Genomic DNA, 21,298 nt, shown 5'->3' with positions numbered 1-21,298 from the left:
CCAGCCTGCCAGCAGTGCGCCAGGCCATCCTTGACCGCCTGTTCCGCTCACCGCCGCACCACTGCCCTCACTGTGGATGCAGCCTCAACAGACCTCCCCACGCTCTTCTGCCAAAGTAGTGCTAGGTTGGATGCTTGGACCGCGAGAGAGAGCAAAACAATTTTACGTCAGCTTTTGGTCCCGACGCCGATTGTCACCTTCGTCGTCATGACCAGCCGGCCGTTCGCGGACCTTCTGTCCACCGCTTCGAGAATGGCCTCGTCAAGCTTCCGGCGAAGGTCAGGGCCGAGCTGCGCGTAGGGGCCCATGAACGGGTGAAAGTCGCGGAGCTCCTCAAGATAGGCGGTACCCGAAGGCCCTTCCCACACCGCCTCGATCTCCTCGACAGAGGTATCCATGAGACCGGAAGCGACAAGCGCGGCGTCCATCGCGTCGGGGTCGGCAAGCGCCAGAAACCCGGACGGAGGGGGCGGCGGGGGCTGATCCGGAAAGGTCGCTCGCAGGGCCTCCGCCATGATTACGAACGGGCCACCGCCGGGCAAATGGCGCCATGTCGCCAGCACCGCTTTCCCGCCCGGTCGCAGCACCCTCACTTGTTCGGAGAGTCCCTGGCGCCAGTTCGGGAACAGGCTGACCCCAAAGATCGAAACTGCCGCGTCGAAGCTCCCGTCGGCAAATTCGAGCGCCTGCCCATCCATTACCGATGCCTGCGCCTGCGGGAATGGGCGAAGCCTCTCACCGAGCAGTGCGACCATGCCCGGAGCGACATCGATCGCCGTGACGGCAGCGCCGTGATGTGCCGCGGGAACGCTGAACGCTCCGGTCCCCGCAGCGATATCGATGATGCGGGTAGCCCTGCCGATGGGGCCGAGCCGATCGAGTGCAGCGCAGGAAACCGGGCCCGTAATTCGGGTCGCCGCCTGCTCGTAGGCGCTTGCAAATGCATGGCTCATGTGAGGATGGGGCTCTTGCCCGGCCTTCGGCATCCAGCCTGGAGCCGGATCCACATCTTGTAACGCCACTGTGCCGTCTCCCTCAGCAATCGACCGGCAATCCCGGAAGTCGGTGCTTTCGGGCGGCCTGGCTCCGGAGCGCTTCTACGGGCCGGGGCGCCTCGGACCCCAACAGCTTCTGGTTATCCCTGTAACGATCGCGATGCGTGAAGTGCTGCCTGCGCTGTCTCTCGCTAGGCGCCAGCAACACAGCAGACACACATTTCGTCGATTACTGCTGGCATCTAAAAGCTGCTCTGCGCAAAGGCCGGGTTTCTATCCCCGCGAACAAGAAAGCCCCATGGTGGTTACGGTCCTGAAATGCCTCACGGTTGGCTCCGTCATCGCACTGGCGGCGCTCATGCTATGGGCGGGCACGCCCGGGGAACTTCGGTGGTGGGGCATGGCGATCCCGTTCGGGATCTGGATTATCGGGCCGAGCGTGGTCCCGTACCTGATCGCCCGCCGGCAGAAAGCGCCCCCCGAGATTGCCGGGGTGATGGCAGCCTATCTGATCCTGTCGAACGGCGTCGCCGGAGCAGTCTATTACCAAGCCTTCTTTGTCTCGCATGCCTCGACAGCCGGCCTCGCGATGGTCTTCGCGCCGTTGTACCAGTGGATCGCTTTGGCCGTCGTAGCCCTTTCGGCCAGCATCGGCCTTGCTTGGTGGGAGCGAAAGAGGTTGTAACTCCGCGCGCGCCTCCCGGTCAGGCGCGCGACCAAGAGAGACCTTGCCAGTCCGCAGAATGCGATCCGTTATGGCAGATCGATGATCAGGATCTCGGCATCGGTGTCCGCTTCAATCATCAGCATCTCTTCGGCCTCTATCGCCGCACCGTCGCCCTCCCGCATCTCGGTCCCGTTCAGTCCGATGATCCCTGCGACGAGCTGCACCCAGTAGCCGCGCTCCGGTGACAGCGAACGTTCAAGCGTGGTGCCACCGTCGAGACGCGCGATGTCCATGCGTGCGTCCTGCCGAATTATCAGCGACCCATCGATGCCGCTGCCGCTGGCGATCGATACCCACTGGTTGCGCCGCTCGTTTGAACCGTCCCGGGTCTGCCGGAGGCCACGGGTTGTGAGTTACCTGCCATATCGATGGTGTCCGCGGCAGCATAATATTGCTCTTCGGCTTCGGCAGGCGGGATGTTGCCGATGGATTCGAGGAGCCGGCGATGGTTGAACCAGTCGACCCATTCCAGCGTGGCATATTCGACGGCTTCGAAGCTGCGCCATGGTCCACGCCGGTGGATCACCTCCGCCTTGTAGAGGCCGTTGATGGTTTCGGCCAAAGCGTTGTCATAGCTGTCACCGACGCTGCCGACTGACGGCTCGTCCCGGCTTCGGCGAGGCGCTCTGTGTATTTGATAGAGACGTATTGGGCGGACTCAACCGGTCGTTGCAACGCTTCGAAAATGGAGGCATAGCATGGACAGTAAAAAGCGGCGTTCGGATCGGTGCACGCGGCCGCCATTGCGGTCTCCCGGTCGGCCACCGGTGGCAACGCGAAGCGAGCAGCAGCTGTCTGGACGTTGATCGCGACAGGGGTCAGCAGCGAGGCGGCTGCGTTAAAGGCCGGAGTGTCGCAACCTGTAGGAACCAGATGGTTCCGGAAGGCGGGCGGTATGCCACCAGCGATGTTCAAGTCCGCGGCGAAGCCGCTGTCGGGCAGATACCTGTCATTGGCCGAGCGCGAGGACATCTCGCTGTTGCTCGTACAGGGTCATAGCCTGCAGGAGATCGGACGTCGGCTCGGTCGTTGCGCCTCGACGATATCGCGTGAAGTCCGCCGCAACGCGACCACCCGGGGCGGCGCCCTGGATTATCGCGCGACCGTCGCCCAGTGGCACGCCGAACGATCTGCCCGTCGTCCCAAGAAGACGAAGCTTGCCGGGAACGCAGCGTTGCGCTCCTATGTGGAAGAGAGGCTCGCCGGTGTTGTGCGCACCGGTTATGGCCACCCGGTCCCGCGACCAGCGGTGTCGTGGAAGGGGCGCCGGCACGGCCCGCGGCAGGATCGGCGATGGGCGTGGGCCTGGAGCCCGGAACAGATCGCCAGGCGTCTGGCCGTGGACTTCCCGGATGACGAGACGATGCGCATTAGCCACGAGGCCATCTACCAAGCGCTCTTCGTCCAGGGCCGCGGTGCCTTGCGACGCGAATTGACCGCCTGCCTGCGGACGGGACGCACCTTGCGAACGCCACGAGCGCGCGTCGGCCTGCGGGGCAAGACCTTCGTCTCGAGCGACATCATGATCTCCCAGCGCCCTGCCGAAGCCGATGACCGAGCGGTGCCGGGTCACTGGGAAGGCGACCTGATCCTGGGGCTGGGCAGCTCGGCGATCGGCACGCTGGTCGAGCGCACGACACGCTTCACGATGCTACTGCACCTGCCGCGTATGGAAGGGCATGGCGCTGGACCGAGCACCAAGAACGGGCCAGCGCTGGCGGGACACGGTGCCGAGGCGGTGCGCAACGCGATCGCGCGTACCATCACCACCTTGCCGCAGGAGCTGCGTCGGTCGCTCACTTGGGACCAAGGAGCCGAGATGGCGCAGCATGCCCGCCTCAAGGTTGATACCGGCGTCCAGGTCTACTTCTGCGATCCGCAAAGCCCCTGGCAGCGCGGCAGCAACGAGAACACCAATGGGCTCCTGCGGCAGTACTTCCCCAAGGGCATCGACCTGAGCGCCCACAGCCCCGATGCTATCGCTGCCGTCGCAGCCACCCTTAACGCTCGCCCCCGCAAGACGCTGGGCTGGAAGACACCCGCAGAGGCCCTTGACGAGTGCCTCTCAGAGATCAACAAACACCGCGTTGCGACGACCGGTCGAGTCCGCCTTGCGACCCGCGGTCGCTATGATGGATGAGGCCGCCCGATGGGTCGGCCGGCGATCGTGAAGTGCCTGTTCCAAAGCATCAAGGACAAAGCTGGCATGCGCCGTCCTGCTGGCTCGCCAGCCGACGATCCGCCTGGCATAGGTGTCAATGACGAAGGCGACATAGACGAACCCCGCCCAGGTCGCGACGTAGGTGAAGTCTGACACCCACAGCATGTTCGGCGCTGGCGCGTAGAACTTCTGGTTGACGTGATCGCGGGGGCATGGCGCCGTTTTGTCGCTGATGGTCGTGCGCACCGGCTTACCACGGATTACCCCTGCCAAACCCATCTGGCATCAGCCGCTCGATGGTGCAGCGGGCGACCGGGAAACCTTCCCGCATCATCTGCCGCCAAACCTTGCGGACGCCATAGACCGCAAAGTTCTCGGCGAACACGCGAGCGACCTCGGGCTTGAGAGTCTGATCCCGGTGCGCCCGCGCCGACAGGCATTGGATCCTTTCGCTGCGCGACACGCTCGAAATACGTCGATGGGGCGATCGCAGGACACGGCAGATCGGCTCGACCCCCATAGACATCGCGGTGATCGTCGATGAACGCGATCATCTCCGGAACGGGCGGTCGAGCTCCGCCTGGGCAAAATACGCAGAAGCCTTACGAAGGATCTCGTTGGCTTGCCGCAGCTCGCGAACCTCGCGTTCCAGCGCCATCAGCTTGTCAGCGACCTCGGCCGGGACACCGGCACGCTTGCCGCTGTCGACCTCGGCCTTCTTCACCCACTCATGCAGCGTCTGCGGCACGCAGCCGATCTTCTCCGCAACCGACACCACCGTCGCCCATCGCGATGGGCGATCGCGCTCGTGATCGAACACCATCCGTACCGCTCGCTCCCGGATCTCGGGCGCAAACTTGTTCGTCGTCTTGCTCATACAGGCTCCACCTTCTCACGAGTTGGAGCCTCCGACAAACCCGGCGCGGTTCAGGGATAATCCTGGTCGATTGCCAAATAGGCGGCATCAGAAGGCGTGTTGCTGCGGGTCGTGCCTAGCGCTGATAACGCCATTCACGTTCCACCAAACGGCGTCGGTGGGAAGGTGCGCAAAATCGGCGACGACGTTCCGCTGCTTGGGATGTGGTGCAATCGGACGACGGGTGAGGGCAACCACGTGGTCGATCCGCTTGTCAGCAAGCGCGAGAGCTAGAGCATGGCGGCCAACAAGTCCGGTGGCGCCCGCGATGAGCAGTGTGCTCATACCTCGTCTACGCTTCTCACGCCGGAGACGCCTTTGGGAAATGCGGTTTGAGGCTGGCCGCCAAAATACGGTCGAGCACTCGATCCGATACGAGCTTCGTCATCTTGACGATCATCCCGGCCCCCCGGCCGACTGTGTACCTAGTCCGAGGATGCCGGCTGGTGATTGCGTCCGTGATGATACGGGCGGCCTCTTCCGGCGGTGCTCCGCCTGCAACTGATGCCTCAGCTTGGCCAACTACAGCGTGCATGAGGTTCGCGTAACGGTCGCGTTGAGCGCTAGTCATCGCGTCTATGACCTTCTGGCCCCTGCCGCCTACCTCTCGAAGCATGCCGGTGGTGATCGCTCCTGGTTCGATCACGATGACCTTGACCCCAAACGACGCAACTTCTCGGCGTAAGGAGTCACTGATCGCCTCCAGCGCGAACTTTGTGCCTGCGTACGGGCCGTAGGTCGGCATGGCGATCCTACCGCCAACCGACGATATGTTGACGATCGTTCCCTGGCTCTTGATCAACGCCGGCATCAACGCCTGCATCATCGCGACGTGGCCAAAGAGGTTCACCTCAAACAGGTGACGCCAATCATCCATTTTGTAGGTTTCCAAAGGCGCATTGACGGCCATGCCTGCGTTGTTCACCAGCGCGCTAAGTGGCCGACGATTGGGATCGGCATCAATGCGTTGAACGAGCCTAGCTATGGCTGCCTCGTCCGTGATGTCGAGGATGATGGGCTCGAGATTCGACGCTTGAAGAGCGCCTGAGTCTTCGCTGCGGCGGACCCCCGCCAATACGTAGTAACCTTCTGCCGCAAGTCGACGCGCTGTGGCGGCGCCGATACCGCTCGATGCGCCAGTGACCACTGCTAGGCGTTGCTGCTGTACTGGTTGATCTTTGCCAGCCATACGATCCCTCCGCTTTTTGGGGTTAGGTGATTGCGCGCCACATGGCGTCGAACCCGATCGCCGCGTGCCGTTCAGCGGCGGCTGGATCGTCAGCGATGCTGTTAATCGTGGCATCGGCCATCGCCATCACGAGCGCCCCGACAAACGTTAAGGACGCATTATGCATCGGTCCGCCGATGCGGCACCGATCGAGCAATGCCTCCACGTGAGCGAACGGTTCACTTGCGATGTTACGGCTTGGATCGGTGAGGTCTTTTGAGACGCTCAGTTGGGCTAGCGCTTGGCGCTCCAAGCGCTGCTCGTCAGCCCACCTTAGAAGTCCGTACCAGACGTGCTGCAACTGCTCTCGTGGATCACCCTCAGGAAGGTCTACCGTCGTCATCGCAGCCATCCGGTGTTTCAGCTCGACATATAGCTGGTTGAGCAGATCGGCCTTGGTCTCGAAGTAGGTGAACAGGGCACCGTTCGAGACACCCGCCGCCTTCCCAATTGAGGCCGTGGACGCGCCTAGGCCCTGTTGAGCGATGATCCTGATCGCCGCTGCCATGATCTCGCTGCGTTTGGAGTCGCTTCTAGGTCTTGCCATAACGACGAGCTATGGGAGAGCGCCTAGTCTGTCAACTAAGGTCACTAGTCCTCTACGAGAGGTTCAGCGTCAAGGAATCTCGAGATTGAGGCACTCGACCGTTCAACTTCCACGCGCAGAAGCGCTTTCCCGCAAAAGGAACCGGTAGCGAGAAAGCCGCATTGCCGATCGCGCCTGTAGGCGTCTGGGGCATCCGCTTTCCTAAAATCTGTTCCGATTGCTCCTTCCGAATTCCACTCGGAGATGGAGAAACGGGGATGATCGCGGTGAACCCATAACTACTTTCGGGGGAATACCGATTGCGCACCTGAGTGTCCGAGTTGAGGCGTTTCCTGCCGTCGCCGTTCGGGGGTACTGCGGGGGTTCCGATCGGCGCCGAAGGCTCTTGATCCTAGGTTTTCTGCGGTGTCTGCTAAAGTAGGCGGAGGGCGTCTCCGCCATGAGCGCGCGCGAACATCATCAGCCCGGCGAAACAATCCTCCAAGTCCCACGTTGGTTTTGCTCCTCAGGTCGTCGAGTTAGGTGGCGGGTGAATCCATGCGAAATCTCGTAACTCTCGCGGTAGCGGGTTTGCTCGCCTCCGGCTGCGCGACGACAGCAACGAGCGACTCCGGCGCGCTGACCGGGAGCGAATGGCGAATTACGCAAATCGGCGGCGTCGACGTGACGCCGAACTCCCATGCGGCGATCGGCTTCGGCGCCGATGGTCGCTTCTATGGTAATGCTAGTTGCAACCGCATGTCTGGCACCTATCGAGTTGACGGTTCGGCTCTGTCGCTGAACAGTGCGGGCCTGACGAGAATGCTCTGCGACCCGGCTGAAATGGAGCAAGAAAGGGAGCTCGTTGAGCTTCTGGGCCAAGTGAGCTCCTACCAGATTGGCCCGGGTGGATCACTGGTCCTCACAACCCGATCAGGCGCCCACATCGTAGCGAGCCGTTAGAAGAAGATTTAGCTCAGGACTGCTCGAGTCCTCGGGAATCGCGAGGCGCCGGGTGCGGCTGCCGAGCGCGCTTGGCGGCGGCGGGCGGTAAGCTGCCCTTCACTCAGCCGCGGGTAATCGGCAGCTGAGGCCCAGTCGCCATCAGATAACTCTCCAGTGTTTCCGGAAGCGGACGTTCTTTCACGCGAGGCTCGCCTTGCGTGACGTCCACTACCTGCAGCCGGGGGCCGCGGCCCCCGGCCGACCCGACCCGTCATGGCAATGCCTTCCTGCCTGACTGACACGTTGCGAGATCAAGCCGCAGAACTTCAGGAACTGACAATGATGGTTAAAGCGGCGCAGATCACCGGCCTCGGCCAGGATGGTCAGCGCGTTGATTGGACTGATGCCTGGAATGTTGCGCAGCAGCTGGTAATCGACGTGATCGGCGAGCCGCGCATGGGCCAGCTGCTCGATCTCGTCGCGCTGGTGGATGAGGTTGCGGCCCTGCGCGATGACCATGCGGAACATGGTGATGGCGGCTGAGGCTTCCGGCACCGGCAGTGCCGTCGAGGCGGACGCCGTCTCGTAGATGTCGTTGATGAGCCGTGCCTTGGAAACTTTGCGGCCGATGAGCGGCCACGCCGCGGCCGAGAACGCCTCCCGGTCCAGCGCTGTGATGCTGGCTGGCGTCGGGAACCGCTCGAGGAGCGCCAAGAACCAGTCGGAGCGGCTATTGCCTGCGAAGCGGGCGATCTCGGGGAAGTACATCGGCAGGTAGTGGGTCAGGATGCGATGCCAGGTCTGCGTCTTCATCCTGGAGATCGTCTCGCGGGTCTTCGAGAGCTCCTGCAGGTCATTGATGCCTGCGGTGAGCGGGTCGACGTAGCGCTGCGTCGCGCCGATCCGCAGCATGTGCAGGATGACCTGCGCGTCCTTGGGGTCGTTCTTGTCCCAGCCGTTGTGCAGCGCCTCACGCGTTCGGGCGAGGGCGACCGATGAGATGAGCCGCAGCTCGAACCCCGCCGTCAGCAGCCGGTGCGCCAGCGTGCAATGGTAATTACCTGTCGCCTCGAACCCGACGATGATGGGGCGCCCGATGGCAGCGAGTTGCTCGGCAAAGCCGTCATAGTCCTGCCTGGTCGCCATGACGGTCATCCGCCGGCGCCGGCCGCCTTCCGGTCGCTCGATGAGGACCTCCTGCCGGTTCTTGGACATATCGATGGCTACCAGCGCGGCGCCGGCAGGCGTAGAGGTGAGCTTGGTCATGGTCGGTCGGCCTCCAAAGTGTTGTCTCGACAACCTCACTTTAGATACCCTGCTGACCGGCCATGGCTTGCCCTGATGAAGCCTGCGGCCGCTACGCGGCCTTGTCTTCATCAGGGCCATAGCGGCTCCCGACCCAGCGCTCCCAATGTGCTATGGTCCTGAGTTCATCTCGAAGGCGCTCGATCGCTGGGCGTATGAGAACGGCGTCACGCTTGACTTCAGCCGTCCGGGCAAGCCGACGGAAATTGCGTTCGCGGAATCGTTCAATGGCCGGCTGCGCGACGAGTGCCTCAACACGCATTGGTTTTTATCGCTGGAAGACGCCCGAGCCAAGATCTACGCCTGGCGGCGGGATTATAACGAGAGCCGTCCTCACACATCGCTTGGCTGGCTAACGCCAATCGAATATGGTGCTGCCGCGGCCAAAATCGCTGCCGAATGAACGCCGGAAACTCACCTTCGAACTGGATGAGAAACCGGGGGACCCTCACTGATGGGCGGACTCTAGCTCCACATGGAGGAAAAGACGGGGGTCACGTCACCCGACCTCCACGTCTTCCGGAAGGTTTGCTTGGACCTCACCGATCAGCTTCGAATAATCGGTGAAATCTGAAACGCAGCACTCGAGTTTAGAGCCGGCCCCAATAAGCTCAATCGAGGGCGCGATCTTGAACTCAGCACCGCAACTCCAGCCATCGACCGAGGCAACTCGGGCTGTGTCTCTCACCACGCGCATATAGGTAACGATACCGAATTTACCGGCTTGAACGCTACGATGAACCACGTTGGATTGCAGATTTGAATGGCCGCATTTGGAAAGCTCGATCGGGAGCTTGAACGTCTGGCATGTCGGCCAGGGCAGAGGGTCATCATTTGCGCGTGTTGCTAGACCTTGAGGTCGGCTTCATAGACCGATCTGATCCAGTCAGGTAGGCGGGGCAATGCGAAGACCAGACGCCCGCTTGCAAAGGTCAGGCAATGGCTTGGCGGTTGGTTAAGACGGGAATTGTCAAAGACCATGCCGCGATCTCCTTTGAGGATCGCTTCGCGGATGAGGGGTGCACCGCGAGCGTAGCGTGCACGAATCTTGTCCTCGGGAACGATATGCCCCCCTTCCTCGACGCGCGTGCCGACACGCGCGACGGAGAGGTCCGGCGTATCGACGCCGACATGCATAACAATGACCGTGAATCCTCGGTTGTGCGCTTCGTCGATCAATGCAAGCTTGGACGGGTGCGAGAACACGGTCTCGGTCACAAAATCCCGCCCCCGCGCGAGATAGTCGGTCCGGCGTGAAGACGCGATCTCGGCCGCTTCGTAAGATGCGGCGGGGGAGGGGGCGCGTAGTTCGTCGCGCTGGATGATGTCGGCGTTGATGAATGGCCCTGCAAAGCTCGGCGCAATGCGGGTCTCGTAGAGTGTGGACTTGCCCGCACCGTTCGGTCCAGCAAGCACGATCATCGTTGGCTTCATGCCTTGCGTGCAGCCTTCTCACGCACGAGGTTACCGGCCTCGTTGAGACCGACACCCTGGCCGAGCTTCCGTCGCCGGGCAAAGAAGGCGTTCTCATCAGGGCCGGGCTGTGCCATCTTCTCGACAAAGCTGTCGAGCCAGACGTCCTTTTCCTCCTCTGAGAGGTCGGTTGTTTCGATATCGCCAGCTAGGGTGGCGGTGATGCGTGCGTGATCGAAATTGCCCGATTTTTCGATAGCGCGACCGATGCGGACCCAATGCGCGATCTGGCCGGCAATCGAGCGGCTCTGCAACTCGGACTCCCGACGCACGATCTTCATGATGTCGTCGCCAAGCTTGATGGACTGGGCCATAGGTCACCTCTAATTTCAGAGGTAGCATCTTGCTACCTCCCTTTCAATGCCAACCTTTAGGTCTTCGCCCGGATGGCTAGACGGAAGCGCCGGATTGGTAGACGTTGCCGACCATGCCGATCGCACCAGCGGCGAAGTTGCGCCCGCCCCGGAACGTGCTGGCAGCCGGCGCCAGCGCCACTAGCGCGGTGGCGGTCACGGGGCCGACGCGAGGAACCGACATCAGCCGCTTCGCCACGGGATCAGCCTTGGCCCGGCTTGCTATCTCGCGGTTGAGAACGGCGATCTGCGCCTGTAGCGCTTGCAGGCCCTGCGCGACGACGGCCAGCACTGGCCGCGCCTCGGCCGGCACATCGGATGCAGGATCAGCAACGATCTCGGCGAGCTTGCCGACGTGCCCGACACCCTGTCGCACGATGTAGCCGAACTCGTTCAGGTGCCCGCGCAGGGCGTTGATCAGCTGCGTTCGCTGACGCACGCGCAGATCGCGCGTTCGGAACACAACCGCCGAGGTCTACGCCTGAGCGCTCTTGGACGAACCGCATTGTTGGGCGCTGCGCCGCCTCGCAGGTCGCCTCTGCGTCGGCCATGTCGTTCTTCTGCCGCTTCACGAACCGCTTCACGTGTGCCGGCGGACGCCTCCTGCAGTGGTGTTTCAACACCTCCACTTTGGCACATCGATGCCGTCGGGGGGCGTCGACCCCAACGTTTTCCGTCGAGACTCAATGGGTCTGAACGAGTGACTTTGGGGCTTCGTGCCGTTGCTGCACCCGGGGGGTACCCTGGCGTATTGCTCGGCGGGAGCGGCTCCCGAACCTAGGTTTTATGCGGTGTCTGCGGAACCGGGGGCGGAGGGTGTCTCCGTCGAACCACAGGGCAAAGAACAGCCTTGCAGTGGCTAACGGTCTGCTCGCAGTGCAAGCGAGGCGGCAGCCAGATCCGGCGGTGCGGGCCCAGTTCGAAACGGCCGAGGAGCGACTGCACGCGATGGCCAAGGTTCACGACTTGCTGAGCAAGTCGGAGTCGGGCCAACGGGTCGATCTCGCCACCTATCTGGTGCAGCTGTGCGACGCCCTTGGCGGCATTGCGGACCGGGCCCGCGTTTGCGTCCGCGCGGAGGCCGACACCGGGATATTGCTCGACGCCGACACGGCTTTCCCGGCGGGGATCATTCTCACCGAACTAATCACGAATGCTCCGAAATATGCCTTCCCGACGGCCGGAGCGGGATCGTCCTTGCGCAGGCCCAGCAGACCGGGGGCGGGACGGTAGAACTGTTGGTTCGAGACGACGGAGTAGGAGTGGGACAGCTTCGGGAAGGACCGCTCGGCTACGGCCTGGTCCGTTCAGTTGTGAACCAGCTCCGGGGCGACATCGACATTGGGGGAGGCGCAGGCGTTGCGGTCCGGATCACCTTCGAGAATCCCACTGCGTGAACCTTCCTAGAGCTGAGGTCGGCTGCGCCGGCCGGGGGCAACCGACCCAACCTTAAGTTCTCTAAGGTCTCCGCTGCTAATTTCCGAAAGTGGGTGATGGGGTGGACGCCCCCCGACGGCATCGATGTGCCAGAGTGGCGGTGTTGAAGCACCACTGAGGGAGGCGTCTGTGTCAGAGGTTACCACAATCGGTCTGGATATCGCCAAGCATGTCTTCCATGCGCATGGATGTGATGCTTCTGGTCGAACGATGTTCAGTCGTCGGCTCACGCGCAGCAAGCTGCTCGACTTCTTTGCAGGTCATCCTCGATGCCTGGTGGCGCTGGAGGCATGCCCACTTTGGCGAAAGGGTGAGCAGCGCTGTTGCCCTGTGGCACCAAAACCAAAGCTTGATAGCGGTTTGATAGAGGAGCAAAAACTTCCGCTCCGCCGAATCTCCGCCGGTAAGCAGATCGGAACCCCGATATACGTGCGGTTATCCAACGATCCCGGCGTGGAATGTGGTGGATCTGAGCTTCAACCGCCGTTTCAAGGCGGCGACCGCGGAAGTCCCGGCCTTCCTTTCGGTCGAAAGTCTTTTCGATCGGAAGCCGGACCTGTTTAGGGTAGCTCGGGATCCCCGGGGCTCGCCTATCCGGCGTCGGCCGATCAGGATGTCGTGGGCCGGTTTCTTACCGCAGGGATGCGTGCCAGGTTCTGAGCGCGTCGGGAACCCGGGAGCGCGACCACGAAGGAGCAAGCTGTGATTAGCAGATCTATGATCCTAGCCGCCGTGCTGACGACCACATGGATGGTCGCCGCATCGCCTGCGGCGGCGCAGCTAACGTCAGAGCAGGACCGGCGGCAGATGATGGAACGGCTCGGTATCACGTCGTTGCGCCCGGGCCCCAGCGGCGACGAAACGGCGCCTGATCACGCCAACTACGATCCCTCCAGGGCCGATCCGTTCCCCGACTATCCGGATCCGCTCCGGATGGTGGACGGAACGCCGGTGACGAACGTCCCGCAGTGGTGGTCCAAGCGACGTCCGGAGATCGTCGAGGCGTTTGAGCGTGAGGTCTATGGTCGCATCCCGGCGAATGTTCCGCAGGTGACATGGTCCGAAGTCGCATCCGAGAACGAGATCTTCGTCCTCGCCGGTGGGTTCAAGGGCGTGAAGGCCACAAAGGTCGTGGGACATGTCGATTCGGTAGCGCCAGATATCGACGTGAACCTCCGGGCGATGTTGATCCTGCCGCAGGGCGCCAAGAACGTCCCGGTGCTGGTGATGTTCGGCCCGGCCGACTTTCCTGCGCCCACCGGTCCCCAGGGGGCCGACCTGGAGCGGGTCAACAAGGCCTTGCGCGAGGCAATGATCGCGCGCGACCCGGGATTGAAGCCGATCCTCGACCGGCACCCGGGGTATATGGTGGCCCGTTCAACCGGAATATTGCCGGCACCGCCCGAGTCCCGCTTGCAGGATCTGCTCGCCGCGGGTTGGGGCGTCATGCTGCTCGATCCGGCGAGCATCCAGCCGGACGACGGCGCCATGCTCAGGCAGGGGATCATCGGCCTGACCAACAAGGGCGCGCCGCGTAAGCCGACCGACTGGGGCGTCTTGCGTGCCTGGGGGTGGGGTGCAAGCAAGGGGCTCGAATACCTTCAGACTCGCCCGGAGGTCGATCCGACGCGGATCGGCGTTGAAGGGGTCTCCCGCTACGGCAAGGCCGCACTGGTTGCCGCGGCCTTCGACCCTCGGTTTGCAGCGGTATTAGTCGGCTCCTCCGGCAAGGGCGGCGTGACGCCCTTCCGCCGCAATTGGGGCGAGGCGGTCGAAAACCTGACCGGATCGGGTTCCTATCATTGGATGGCGGGCAACTTCCTCAAATATGGCGGCCCTAAGAACGCTGGCGATCTTCCTGTCGATTCTCCCGAACTTCTGGCCTTGGTAGCACCCCGTCTCGCCTTCATCTCCTATGGGGTGCCCGCTCAGGGGGATGCCCGATGGCTGGATCAGCAGGGCAGCTATATGGCGACGGTGGGGGCCGGCCGGGTCTGGAAACTGCTGGGCGCGAAGGATCTGGGCGTCGGCAATGACTATAAGACAGCGAAGATGCCGCCGCCGCTCACCAGCCTCACCGATGGTCAGCTTTCATGGCGACAGCATGAAGGAGGCCATACTGACGCCCCCAACATGAACGCGTTCATTCAATGGGCAGTACGGAATATGCAGCGCGGTCCCGCGTCCAAATAGCTCCCGCTTCGCCATCGGTATCCCGAGCGGGGCTGCGTCCAACCGACGTGGCAGCCATAGGCGCGGCCGATGTCACCCTAAAGCGGGCGCTCCATTCGCCGTCATCACGTACGCCGCGCCGGCCACATCGACGGTGTGACCGGTAGGAGCCAGCAAGCCATCGTTCCCGATTGCGAATGCCACGAGATTGCCGGCCTCCTCATTCACAAGGACGAGACGGCCGATATCCTCATCCAGCAGAAAGAAACGCGGCGATGCGCCGCCGCTCGCGACGTGTTGCACCAGATCGAGCGTGGCTCCGTCGGGATCGAGGACGAACGTCGCTATGCTGTCGTGTCCCCGGTTCGTGACGTAGACACGGCTTCCGGCCCTGTTGAGACCGATGTGACCGCCGAGATTCTCACCAGTGAACGCGGGCGGCACCGTTGAGCATCGCGCGCGAAACGCCAGTGCGTTCGCGATCGCATCGAACAAGGTCAGCGTGCTGGCGAGTTCGCTGACGAGCAACGCCAGCGGATGGGCCGGATGGAACAGCAAATGGCGCGGACCGGACCCTGGAGGCGCCTGCCAGGCCACCTCAGGCGCATCCAGACTGACGGGATCGCGGAGTTCGAAGCGAAGCAGCTGATCGGTCCCGAGATCAACTGCATAGAGCGATTTCCCATCATCACCGAAGTTGACACAATGGATATGCGGCCCTTCCTGCCGCTCGGCATTGGGCCCGACGCCGTTGTTCGCCCATATTGCCACTTCCCCGCTGGGGAAACCATCCGCCGTCAGATCGAACAACGCCAGGCTGCCGCTCGCGTAGTTTGCGACTGCGACGCGCCGCTCGTCTGACGAGAGCGCGACGTAACAGGGGTCGCTGCCTTCACTCGACAGGGTGGCCAACCGCTTCCAGCCATCTTGCTCACAGCGGTAGACACCCAGCATGCCATGCGCCTGCTCTTGGACCAGATAATGCAGCCCGTGCCGCGCCGAACAGGCGCCGTAAGAGGCGTTCGTGGCAGCGCCGTCGGCGGGGTGCGTGACGAAGCCGGCGTTCGGATCGTAATCCACGCGGTGCAATCCTTGGCCACCGGCCCCGGCGTAAGTGCCGACGTGGAGCGTGATCGTCATCAGGTCTCGATCGCCACAAAAACGGCACCGGTGTTCGTCTTGTCACGCGCCGTTCCGAATGCCTCGTTGATACGGTCGAGGGGAAAGCGGTGCGTGATGAGCTTGCTGACCGGCAGTTTGCCCGCGGAAATCAGCTCGACCACCTGACCCTGTTCCGCATAGATGTCGTGATACGCGAAGCTGGCCGACGGGATCAGCTGGATTTCCGACATCTGGATGCGCTGCCATTCCAGCGGTATTGCGGTCTCGCCCGCGTCGAAGCCACCGATGATCACGACCTTACCGCCGCGCCGCACCATCTTGGTCGCTTGCGGGAGCGTCATGGGCATCGCCTCGCCCCCGGCGCATTCGAACACGATATCGGCGCCGCGCCCGTCGGTCCATTCGAGTACCGCGGATTGCCAGTCGTCCCGATGCGTGTTGACCGTCCGGTCTGCGCCGAGCGACCTCGCCAGGTCGAGCGCGCTGTCCACGATATCGGTAATCATCACGTCGGCACCCGACGCCTTGGCCAGCATGGTCTGGCCAAGACCGATACAGCCTGCGCCAATGATCACGACCTTGTTGTTGATCGACAGGCCGGACAGATGCTGGCCGTGAAGACACACCGATAGGGTGTCCACCAGCGCTGCTTCCTCAAAGCTCACGTGATCCGGCAACCTGTAGAACTTTTGCGAAGGGCCCGCGACATATTCGGCATAGGCGCGCGACACGAATTGAGTGCGGACGTCGTAGAGATGCTCGCAGATATTGTAGCGCTGAACCTTGCAATAAGGGCAGACCCCGTCGCCCATGACGGTTTCGATCACGACGCGGTCGCCGGGCTTCACGTTGAACACGTCGGGTCCCACCTCGACCACTTCGCCGGCCAGTTCGTGCCCCATGATATGGCATTCGAGCGACGGATCCTCGACTTTCCAGTGGCGTAGGTCAGTGCCGCAGATGCCGGCGACGCGCACGCGTGCCAGCACAAAGTTGCTATCGCGCAGCGTCGGCCGCTCGACATCGGCGATCTCGAAGGTTCCGTCGCGCTTCTTAAGGGCGGCTTTCATGAAAGGCTTCCGGGTGATCAGGCGGTCATTTGAAGTCGCGGTTCGATGCGCATCGACACGACGTCGCAGCGCGCCGATCGCGTGAGCGCGAACAGGATGGCTTCGCCGATCTCATCGGCCTGTAGCATCTCGTGGCGCGCGATCGCTTCGGCTTGTTCCTCCTGGCTGCACGGCTGCATGTCTGTGCCGACCGAACCCGGCTCGATCACGCTGACCTTGATATTCTGTTCGGCGATCTCCTTGCGCAGCGTCTCGGCGAAAGCGTTGATGCCGCCCTTGGTCGCGGCGTAGACGCTTTCGCCCGGCGCCTTGATATGCACGCTGATCGAACTGACGAACAATAGATGGCCGCCGCCGGCCGTGCGCATCCGCGGTATCGCCTGATGTGCACAGGCGAGATAGCCGGTGAGATTGGTGTCGATGACGCGCCGCCAGTCTGGGTCCGCCATTTCGTGCAAGGGCTGCGCGCCCAACGCCGCGTTGGCGACGAGTATGTCGAGCCCGCCCAACCGTTGATCCACCGCCGCGAATACGGCGTCAACGCCCGCGGGCGTGCCGGCATCGGCGGTCAGCCCGGACACGCTGCCGGAGCCGGAGGGTACGTCGGAGAGCGCATCGTCTAAGGTTTGTTGGTGTCGGCCGAAGGTCAGCACATGGGCACCCGCCGCGACGAGCTGATGCACGGTTGCCCGACCGATGCCAGTCGTGCCGCCGGTTACGAGCACACGCTTGCCTGAGAGCGTCATAGCCTCGAATCCTTTTATCTCAATCCCATGTCAGGATCAGCCGACCATTGGCCGGCACATGAAAGTCGATGCGATCTTCCGACGCGCGGCGCGCGCGTAGCGCGTCGCCGTCATCTGTGGAAACTGCCACCTTGCCCAACCTGCGTCGAGGCAGCCGCACGAGGCTCACGAGCGCGGTGCAGGTGTTGCCGCCGTTCAGCTGGATCGACAGCGCGCGATCTCCGGTGCGCTCCATCGATTGAACGAAGTTATCGCAGAACAACCGGAACGGGGCGCCCTCGATCGTGTGAAACGATCGTGTGGCGAACACGAATGCCGATCCGGCGCCGTAGATCTCCTGCCCGATCTGACCAGGCGACTGGCCGTCGCCATAGAGGTCTTCAAGCGGGAACGAGAGCGTGGGATCGAGCTTTCCGCTCTGCTGCTCTCCGTTCTTGTGCAGTATCTCGCGCGGCAGCATGTCCGGGAAGTAGAATTCAGCGCGATGCAGCGCATAGCGGCAATATTCGCTGATCAGCATGCGCGCCGCAGGGTCGAGATCAGGGCCAGACTGGGCGAGATATTCCTCGAACCCCGCGAAGCATTCGAAACACTCGTACATCGCCATGTACGGTGCATCGTGCAGGCAGGTCGCGCCCAGAAAGTTGGAATAATGCCGTGCGTGGCCGATCTGCGATTCCCAAATCTCACAATTGTGGAACAGCCCCGCGAGATAGACATAACTCTGTTCGAGCCAGTCGCGATCATCGGTGATCCGCCACAACCGGATGCAGGCGACGGCCCCCCACACGGTAAGGTTAGCCTGATACATGAGGTCGAACCGCAACCCCTTGATCGCTTCGAGCGCTGCCTTTGCCTCGTCCAGGAAGCGCTGTTCACTCGTCAGCTGATACAGTTGAAGCATCAGATAAGCGTAGATGCCGTTGACGTCGGTTTCGCCGAACCGCTCATCACCGCGCGTTTTTGTGATCACCGAAAAGTCGTCGATTTTGTAGAGGATCGGCCACTTGTACTTGAAGTGATGTGCCGACCGGATGCCATAGCCGACTGATTTGAGCAGCAACCGTCGCGCCCTTGTATCGCCATCCAGCGCCAGGCGAGCGAGATTGATCATGGGGTGGAACAGATACCAGGAATCGACGGCGTCGGGATCCTTGTCGTCGACGAACTTCATGACGTTGGGCAGGTAACGGCGCAGCGTCCCGGCCTTGGGATCATAGAATTTGGCCATCCCGCGCATCAGCCCGGTTTCGAGGGGCAGGGGCTCACCGCGCCATTTTCCATAGTCGTGCAGCGCAGAGACCAACGTCATTTGCACCATCGCATCGGGCACTTCGCCCTCGACGTAAGGCATCACATAGCGGTGTCCGTAATGACGGACGGTCGCGATAGGGGAAGCCTCGAGATCGCCAAGCGTTTTCTCGGCGCGCGCGATCCAGTCACGATATTCGACGTCGGGCAATTCGATTGCCCGATAGGCGGCGCCCAGCATCTGGATGAACTGCCGCGCCATTTCCTGCTCATTGTCCCCGGCCCAATCGCGAAACACCAGCACGGCGCGTGACAGCACGACCGGCTCGCCCGCGGGCAGTGGGTCAGCCTGGTCGCCGTCGTCCTTCTCGACCGGGGGTAGATAGCCAAGTTCCGGCCATTCCCCGCCGACTACGCTGTTGGGCTTGGTGCCGGTCGCGCGAAAATAGGGATTGAGCGCGGTCAGATCCTGGAAATACAACACGCTGCCAAATGCCGGTTCATCCAGCCGAAAATAAGCCAAGCCGCTGTTCACGCCGCGCTGCCTCGCTTCGATGCTGCCATTGGCCGTGGCCGGATCGTCATCAGCGCCCAGCGCATAAAGATCGCGTGGCACGAACGGAAGACGCAGCGGCGCGGCGGGCGTCAGCACGGTCTCGACGCACAAGCGATTGAGGTCGCCGTCGCTCAGCGTGACCGTGACCTCGTTTCTGCCGATCAGGCTGTCGAGCGAGAACCGAAGCGGCTCTCCCTGCTTGTGCGACATGACGCGACCCTCAAAGGGGCCGGCCGGGACATGCGCCGCACGTAGCGCGACCCCGCCGCGTCGGGGCCGCCGCACGATCACCCACAATGAATCCCGCCCCTGCGACACCTCCACTTCAAGGTCGCCCAGTGGAACGCTCGCTAGGCGGCGCATGTCCTGCCCGGAAAGCTCGTCGCGCAGCGCTAGGGCGTAGGGGCTGAGTGGTTCGCGAGATAGAACTTTCGCTGTCGTGGCCATGTCGCAGACTCTAGATCACAATGGGCCATTCCAACGGGAAGGGTGTGCGCTAGTTCCCGAAATCCGCGCATACTCTCGCGAGAGAAACATAGGTTATTTAACTGGATTGAGACCAGCTTGGCGGCGCCTGAAACGCCCACGCACGCGTGCATCACGCAGAAGCGATCCCGGCAAATCGGTTGCGGCCCGCAAGCCGGCGACCGTCGAGATATTGCGTATGGTTCGGCGCGTTTCGCCGATCACCTGATTGACCATCTCGCGCGGCTCGATATCGCCGCGTTCTTCGACCAACGATAGGCGATGGATTGCGTATAGCCCGATCACCCCGGCGATCAGAAAGTAGAAATCCCATTGCCGAAGCACCAGCGGCAGGGCGTACACTCCAGACGGACTCGACCAACGAGCGATCAATTCGAACCGTCGCGCTCCGAAGAAGTCCGCCAAGAGCCCGCCCAGGATGGGCGCCACGCCAGCCGCAACCGCCGTTGCCATCGCGCTGGCCGCGACATACGCCGTCGCAGACCCCTTGGGCGAGAGCTTCAGCGCGATATTCGTACTGGCGAGCGTGACACCGGCGATCGCCGCGCCCATGATGAGGTGGAGTCCGATCAGCCACAATTTCACCAGTTCGCGCCACTCAAATTGCGACGCACCGATCATTGCGACGATGGCGAGGATGTAGACCGGCCCACACACCGCCAGCACTGGTTTATTGGCGAAACGGTCGCTCAGATTGCCCCACATCCGGATCGCCAGGATGTTGGCAATCTGACTGGCGACACTGAGCACCATCACGAAGCTGACGTCGAACCTTAGCTGACGGACAATGAACACCGTGAAGAACGGCGTCGCAAAGTTCACGGCGAACTGCCAGCTGCCGACGAACAGCAGCAAGCGGCTGAAATTAGGGTCACGCAAGGGCTCACGCAGCAGCTCACCCAGCTTAATCGAGCCGCTCGCGGGCGGCATTGCCGGTTCGGGCATCGCCGCAACGACGCGCGCGCTGATGAGACCCGTAATGCAGCCCAGGGCGAACATGCCTGCGAACACCAGATCGCGTGCAAAAGACCCCGGCTCGGTCCAGTCGAGCGCGCCAGCCGCTGCGAGTCCAAGGATCAGGCTGATCGCGGTCAGCAGCAGCGTGCGCTTGGCGAAGACCTGGCCCAACCGCTCTTCCGGGGCAAGGTCGCGCATCCAGGCGTTCCACGCGCAGGCGCCGACCGCGCCCATGCTGCAAAGCACGACCTGCGCGATTAGGAAGGCTATAAGCGGCAGCGTGCCCGAGAGGAACGCCGTGAACGCCATCACCGCGAGCATGGCGCGCCCGATCAGACTAGTGATGACCGCGATCCGCTTGCGCGCGCGTACTCGCTCAATGAGAACGATGGCCGGGAGTTGTAGCAGCTGCGCGAGAAACGGCGCGCTCGCCAGCACGCCTACCATGATGTTCGATGCACCCAGATGCAGGGCGAACGCGGTCAGGATCACGCCGCTGGTCAAAGCTGCCGCGCCACCGGAAAGCGCCGCCTCGCTCACGAGGAGTCGCAGGCCTTTTTCCCGTTCGGCAGGCGTGATCGCAGCTTGGGGAGCGAGCATCGACATCGGCGGGCAAACGCAGTGGATATCCCCAGGTTGCCTGGCGCAATCGGAGCAAGATCGATCGGGTGCCGTAGCCGCCACAATTGCCGCTGTCATCGCACCCAAGCTTACCAATCACGCGGGAGGTTGGCTGCCAAGCGGCGAGGGGAGCGGTGGCCTTCCGGAAGGAGCATCCGCCATAAGTGCCCAGGATCGGACGTGGCGCGCGACATCGACAGATATCGATCCACCAGTGCGCGAGGGGGGTATTGATCAGAAGCCTAAGTCCT

18 protein-coding genes, 6 pseudogenes and 1 other annotated feature are annotated in these 21,298 nt (G+C 62.6%); of the genes and pseudogenes, 6 read left to right on the top strand and 18 right to left on the bottom strand.

All coding sequences use genetic code 11. The features are described 5' to 3' along the window. Nucleotides 1-167: 167 nt before the first annotated feature. Complete coding sequence (locus QP045_RS20125; protein ID WP_422516789.1) at nucleotides 168-953, bottom strand: class I SAM-dependent methyltransferase; 786 nt, start codon at nucleotides 951-953, stop codon at nucleotides 168-170. A 340-nt stretch (nucleotides 954-1,293) separates the two neighbouring features. On the opposite strand from QP045_RS20125, the gene QP045_RS20120 reads away from it, so the two are divergent. Further along, on the top strand, nucleotides 1,294-1,680 hold the full coding sequence (locus tag QP045_RS20120) for a hypothetical protein (protein WP_422516788.1): 387 nt from the start codon (nucleotides 1,294-1,296) through the stop codon (nucleotides 1,678-1,680). Nucleotides 1,681-1,748: 68 nt separating this feature from the next. Here QP045_RS20120 and QP045_RS20115 read toward each other — a convergent pair whose 3' ends face one another. After that, a complete protein-coding gene (locus tag QP045_RS20115; RefSeq protein WP_422516787.1) occupies nucleotides 1,749-1,955 on the bottom strand; it encodes a hypothetical protein in 207 nt (68 codons plus the stop codon). 20 nt (nucleotides 1,956-1,975) lie between these two features. Next, a pseudogene (locus QP045_RS20110) lies at nucleotides 1,976-2,376 on the bottom strand (integrase core domain-containing protein); the annotation flags it as partial. Between the two features lie 44 nt (nucleotides 2,377-2,420). On the opposite strand from QP045_RS20110, the pseudogene QP045_RS20105 reads away from it, so the two are divergent. After that, a pseudogene (locus QP045_RS20105) lies at nucleotides 2,421-3,862 on the top strand (IS30 family transposase). Here the strand turns inward: QP045_RS20105 and QP045_RS20100 are convergent. The 4 genes and pseudogenes from QP045_RS20100 to QP045_RS20085 form a co-directional block, all read right to left on the bottom strand. Beyond that, nucleotides 3,834-4,760 (bottom strand): annotated as a pseudogene (locus QP045_RS20100) (IS3 family transposase); the annotation flags it as partial. The pseudogenes QP045_RS20105 and QP045_RS20100 overlap by 29 nt on opposite strands. Continuing rightward, nucleotides 4,363-4,479, bottom strand: a sequence feature (AL1L pseudoknot). (Overlaps the previous pseudogene by 117 nt.) An 87-nt stretch (nucleotides 4,761-4,847) precedes the next feature. Further along, nucleotides 4,848-5,084, bottom strand: coding sequence for a hypothetical protein (locus tag QP045_RS20095; RefSeq protein WP_422516786.1), 237 nt, complete (start codon nucleotides 5,082-5,084; stop codon nucleotides 4,848-4,850). 16 nt (nucleotides 5,085-5,100) lie between these two features. Continuing rightward, nucleotides 5,101-5,988: an SDR family oxidoreductase gene (locus QP045_RS20090; protein WP_422516785.1), complete on the bottom strand. Its 888-nt coding sequence runs from the start codon at nucleotides 5,986-5,988 to the stop codon at nucleotides 5,101-5,103. A gap of 22 nt (nucleotides 5,989-6,010) precedes the next feature. Next, nucleotides 6,011-6,535 carry a TetR/AcrR family transcriptional regulator gene (locus tag QP045_RS20085; protein WP_422516784.1) on the bottom strand — a complete coding sequence of 175 codons (525 nt, stop codon included), beginning with the start codon at nucleotides 6,533-6,535 and terminating at the stop codon, nucleotides 6,011-6,013. A gap of 576 nt (nucleotides 6,536-7,111) precedes the next feature. Here QP045_RS20085 and QP045_RS20080 point away from each other — a divergent pair. Continuing rightward, nucleotides 7,112-7,516, top strand: a complete 405-nt coding sequence (locus QP045_RS20080; protein WP_422516783.1) for an META domain-containing protein — start codon at nucleotides 7,112-7,114, stop codon at nucleotides 7,514-7,516. 271 nt (nucleotides 7,517-7,787) lie between these two features. Here QP045_RS20080 and QP045_RS20075 read toward each other — a convergent pair. Next, nucleotides 7,788-8,764: pseudogene (locus QP045_RS20075) on the bottom strand (IS110 family transposase); the annotation flags it as partial. A gap of 154 nt (nucleotides 8,765-8,918) precedes the next feature. On the opposite strand from QP045_RS20075, the pseudogene QP045_RS20070 reads away from it, so the two are divergent. Next, nucleotides 8,919-9,206, top strand: a pseudogene (locus QP045_RS20070) (integrase core domain-containing protein); the annotation flags it as partial. A gap of 96 nt (nucleotides 9,207-9,302) precedes the next feature. Here QP045_RS20070 and QP045_RS20065 read toward each other — a convergent pair. From QP045_RS20065 to QP045_RS20050, 4 genes and pseudogenes are all read right to left on the bottom strand, one after another. Then, nucleotides 9,303-9,548 carry a hypothetical protein gene (locus QP045_RS20065; RefSeq protein WP_422516782.1) on the bottom strand — a complete coding sequence of 82 codons (246 nt, stop codon included), beginning with the start codon at nucleotides 9,546-9,548 and terminating at the stop codon, nucleotides 9,303-9,305. A gap of 101 nt (nucleotides 9,549-9,649) precedes the next feature. After that, nucleotides 9,650-10,225: a zeta toxin family protein gene (locus tag QP045_RS20060; protein WP_422516781.1), complete on the bottom strand. Its 576-nt coding sequence runs from the start codon at nucleotides 10,223-10,225 to the stop codon at nucleotides 9,650-9,652. A gap of 8 nt (nucleotides 10,226-10,233) precedes the next feature. Beyond that, nucleotides 10,234-10,590, bottom strand: coding sequence for a ParD-like family protein (locus QP045_RS20055; RefSeq protein WP_422516780.1), 357 nt, complete (start codon nucleotides 10,588-10,590; stop codon nucleotides 10,234-10,236). An 88-nt stretch (nucleotides 10,591-10,678) separates the two neighbouring features. Next, a pseudogene (locus QP045_RS20050) lies at nucleotides 10,679-11,261 on the bottom strand (transposase); the annotation flags it as partial. Between the two features lie 154 nt (nucleotides 11,262-11,415). Between QP045_RS20050 and QP045_RS20045 the strand changes: the two are divergent. Further along, nucleotides 11,416-11,862: a sensor histidine kinase gene (locus QP045_RS20045; RefSeq protein ID WP_422516779.1), complete on the top strand. Its 447-nt coding sequence runs from the start codon at nucleotides 11,416-11,418 to the stop codon at nucleotides 11,860-11,862. A gap of 336 nt (nucleotides 11,863-12,198) precedes the next feature. Here the strand turns inward: QP045_RS20045 and QP045_RS20040 are convergent, their stop codons facing one another. Further along, nucleotides 12,199-12,330 carry a hypothetical protein gene (locus tag QP045_RS20040; RefSeq protein ID WP_422516778.1) on the bottom strand — a complete coding sequence of 44 codons (132 nt, stop codon included), beginning with the start codon at nucleotides 12,328-12,330 and terminating at the stop codon, nucleotides 12,199-12,201. Nucleotides 12,331-12,768: 438 nt separating this feature from the next. Here QP045_RS20040 and QP045_RS20035 point away from each other — a divergent pair, with 438 nt between their 5' ends. Next, nucleotides 12,769-14,259 carry a hypothetical protein gene (locus tag QP045_RS20035; RefSeq protein ID WP_422516777.1) on the top strand — a complete coding sequence of 497 codons (1,491 nt, stop codon included), beginning with the start codon at nucleotides 12,769-12,771 and terminating at the stop codon, nucleotides 14,257-14,259. A gap of 72 nt (nucleotides 14,260-14,331) precedes the next feature. Here QP045_RS20035 and QP045_RS20030 read toward each other — a convergent pair whose 3' ends face one another. The 5 genes from QP045_RS20030 to QP045_RS20010 all read right to left on the bottom strand — a co-directional run bounded on the left by QP045_RS20030 (nucleotide 14,332) and on the right by QP045_RS20010 (nucleotide 21,032). Beyond that, the gene (locus QP045_RS20030) at nucleotides 14,332-15,378 is read right to left on the bottom strand and encodes a lactonase family protein (RefSeq protein WP_422516776.1); all 1,047 of its coding nucleotides are present in this window, start codon (nucleotides 15,376-15,378) and stop codon (nucleotides 14,332-14,334) included. Next, complete coding sequence (locus QP045_RS20025) at nucleotides 15,378-16,430, bottom strand: zinc-dependent alcohol dehydrogenase (protein ID WP_422516775.1); 1,053 nt, start codon at nucleotides 16,428-16,430, stop codon at nucleotides 15,378-15,380. Before QP045_RS20025 ends, QP045_RS20030 begins: the two co-directional genes overlap by 1 nt. 17 nt (nucleotides 16,431-16,447) lie before the next feature. After that, nucleotides 16,448-17,176 (bottom strand): SDR family oxidoreductase, encoded by a 729-nt coding sequence (locus tag QP045_RS20020; RefSeq protein WP_422516774.1) that lies wholly within the window; start codon nucleotides 17,174-17,176, stop codon nucleotides 16,448-16,450. 19 nt (nucleotides 17,177-17,195) lie between these two features. Next, on the bottom strand, nucleotides 17,196-19,430 hold the full coding sequence (locus tag QP045_RS20015) for a hypothetical protein (protein ID WP_422516773.1): 2,235 nt from the start codon (nucleotides 19,428-19,430) through the stop codon (nucleotides 17,196-17,198). A 93-nt stretch (nucleotides 19,431-19,523) separates the two neighbouring features. Next, nucleotides 19,524-21,032 carry an MFS transporter gene (locus QP045_RS20010; protein WP_422516772.1) on the bottom strand — a complete coding sequence of 503 codons (1,509 nt, stop codon included), beginning with the start codon at nucleotides 21,030-21,032 and terminating at the stop codon, nucleotides 19,524-19,526. Nucleotides 21,033-21,298: the final 266 nt, after the last annotated feature.

Origin of the sequence: Sphingomonas sp. 3-13AW, from assembly GCF_049311085.1 — a bacterium.
Classification (GTDB): domain Bacteria; phylum Pseudomonadota; class Alphaproteobacteria; order Sphingomonadales; family Sphingomonadaceae; genus Sphingomonas.
This window is presented reverse-complemented; position numbering and strand designations above follow the sequence as displayed.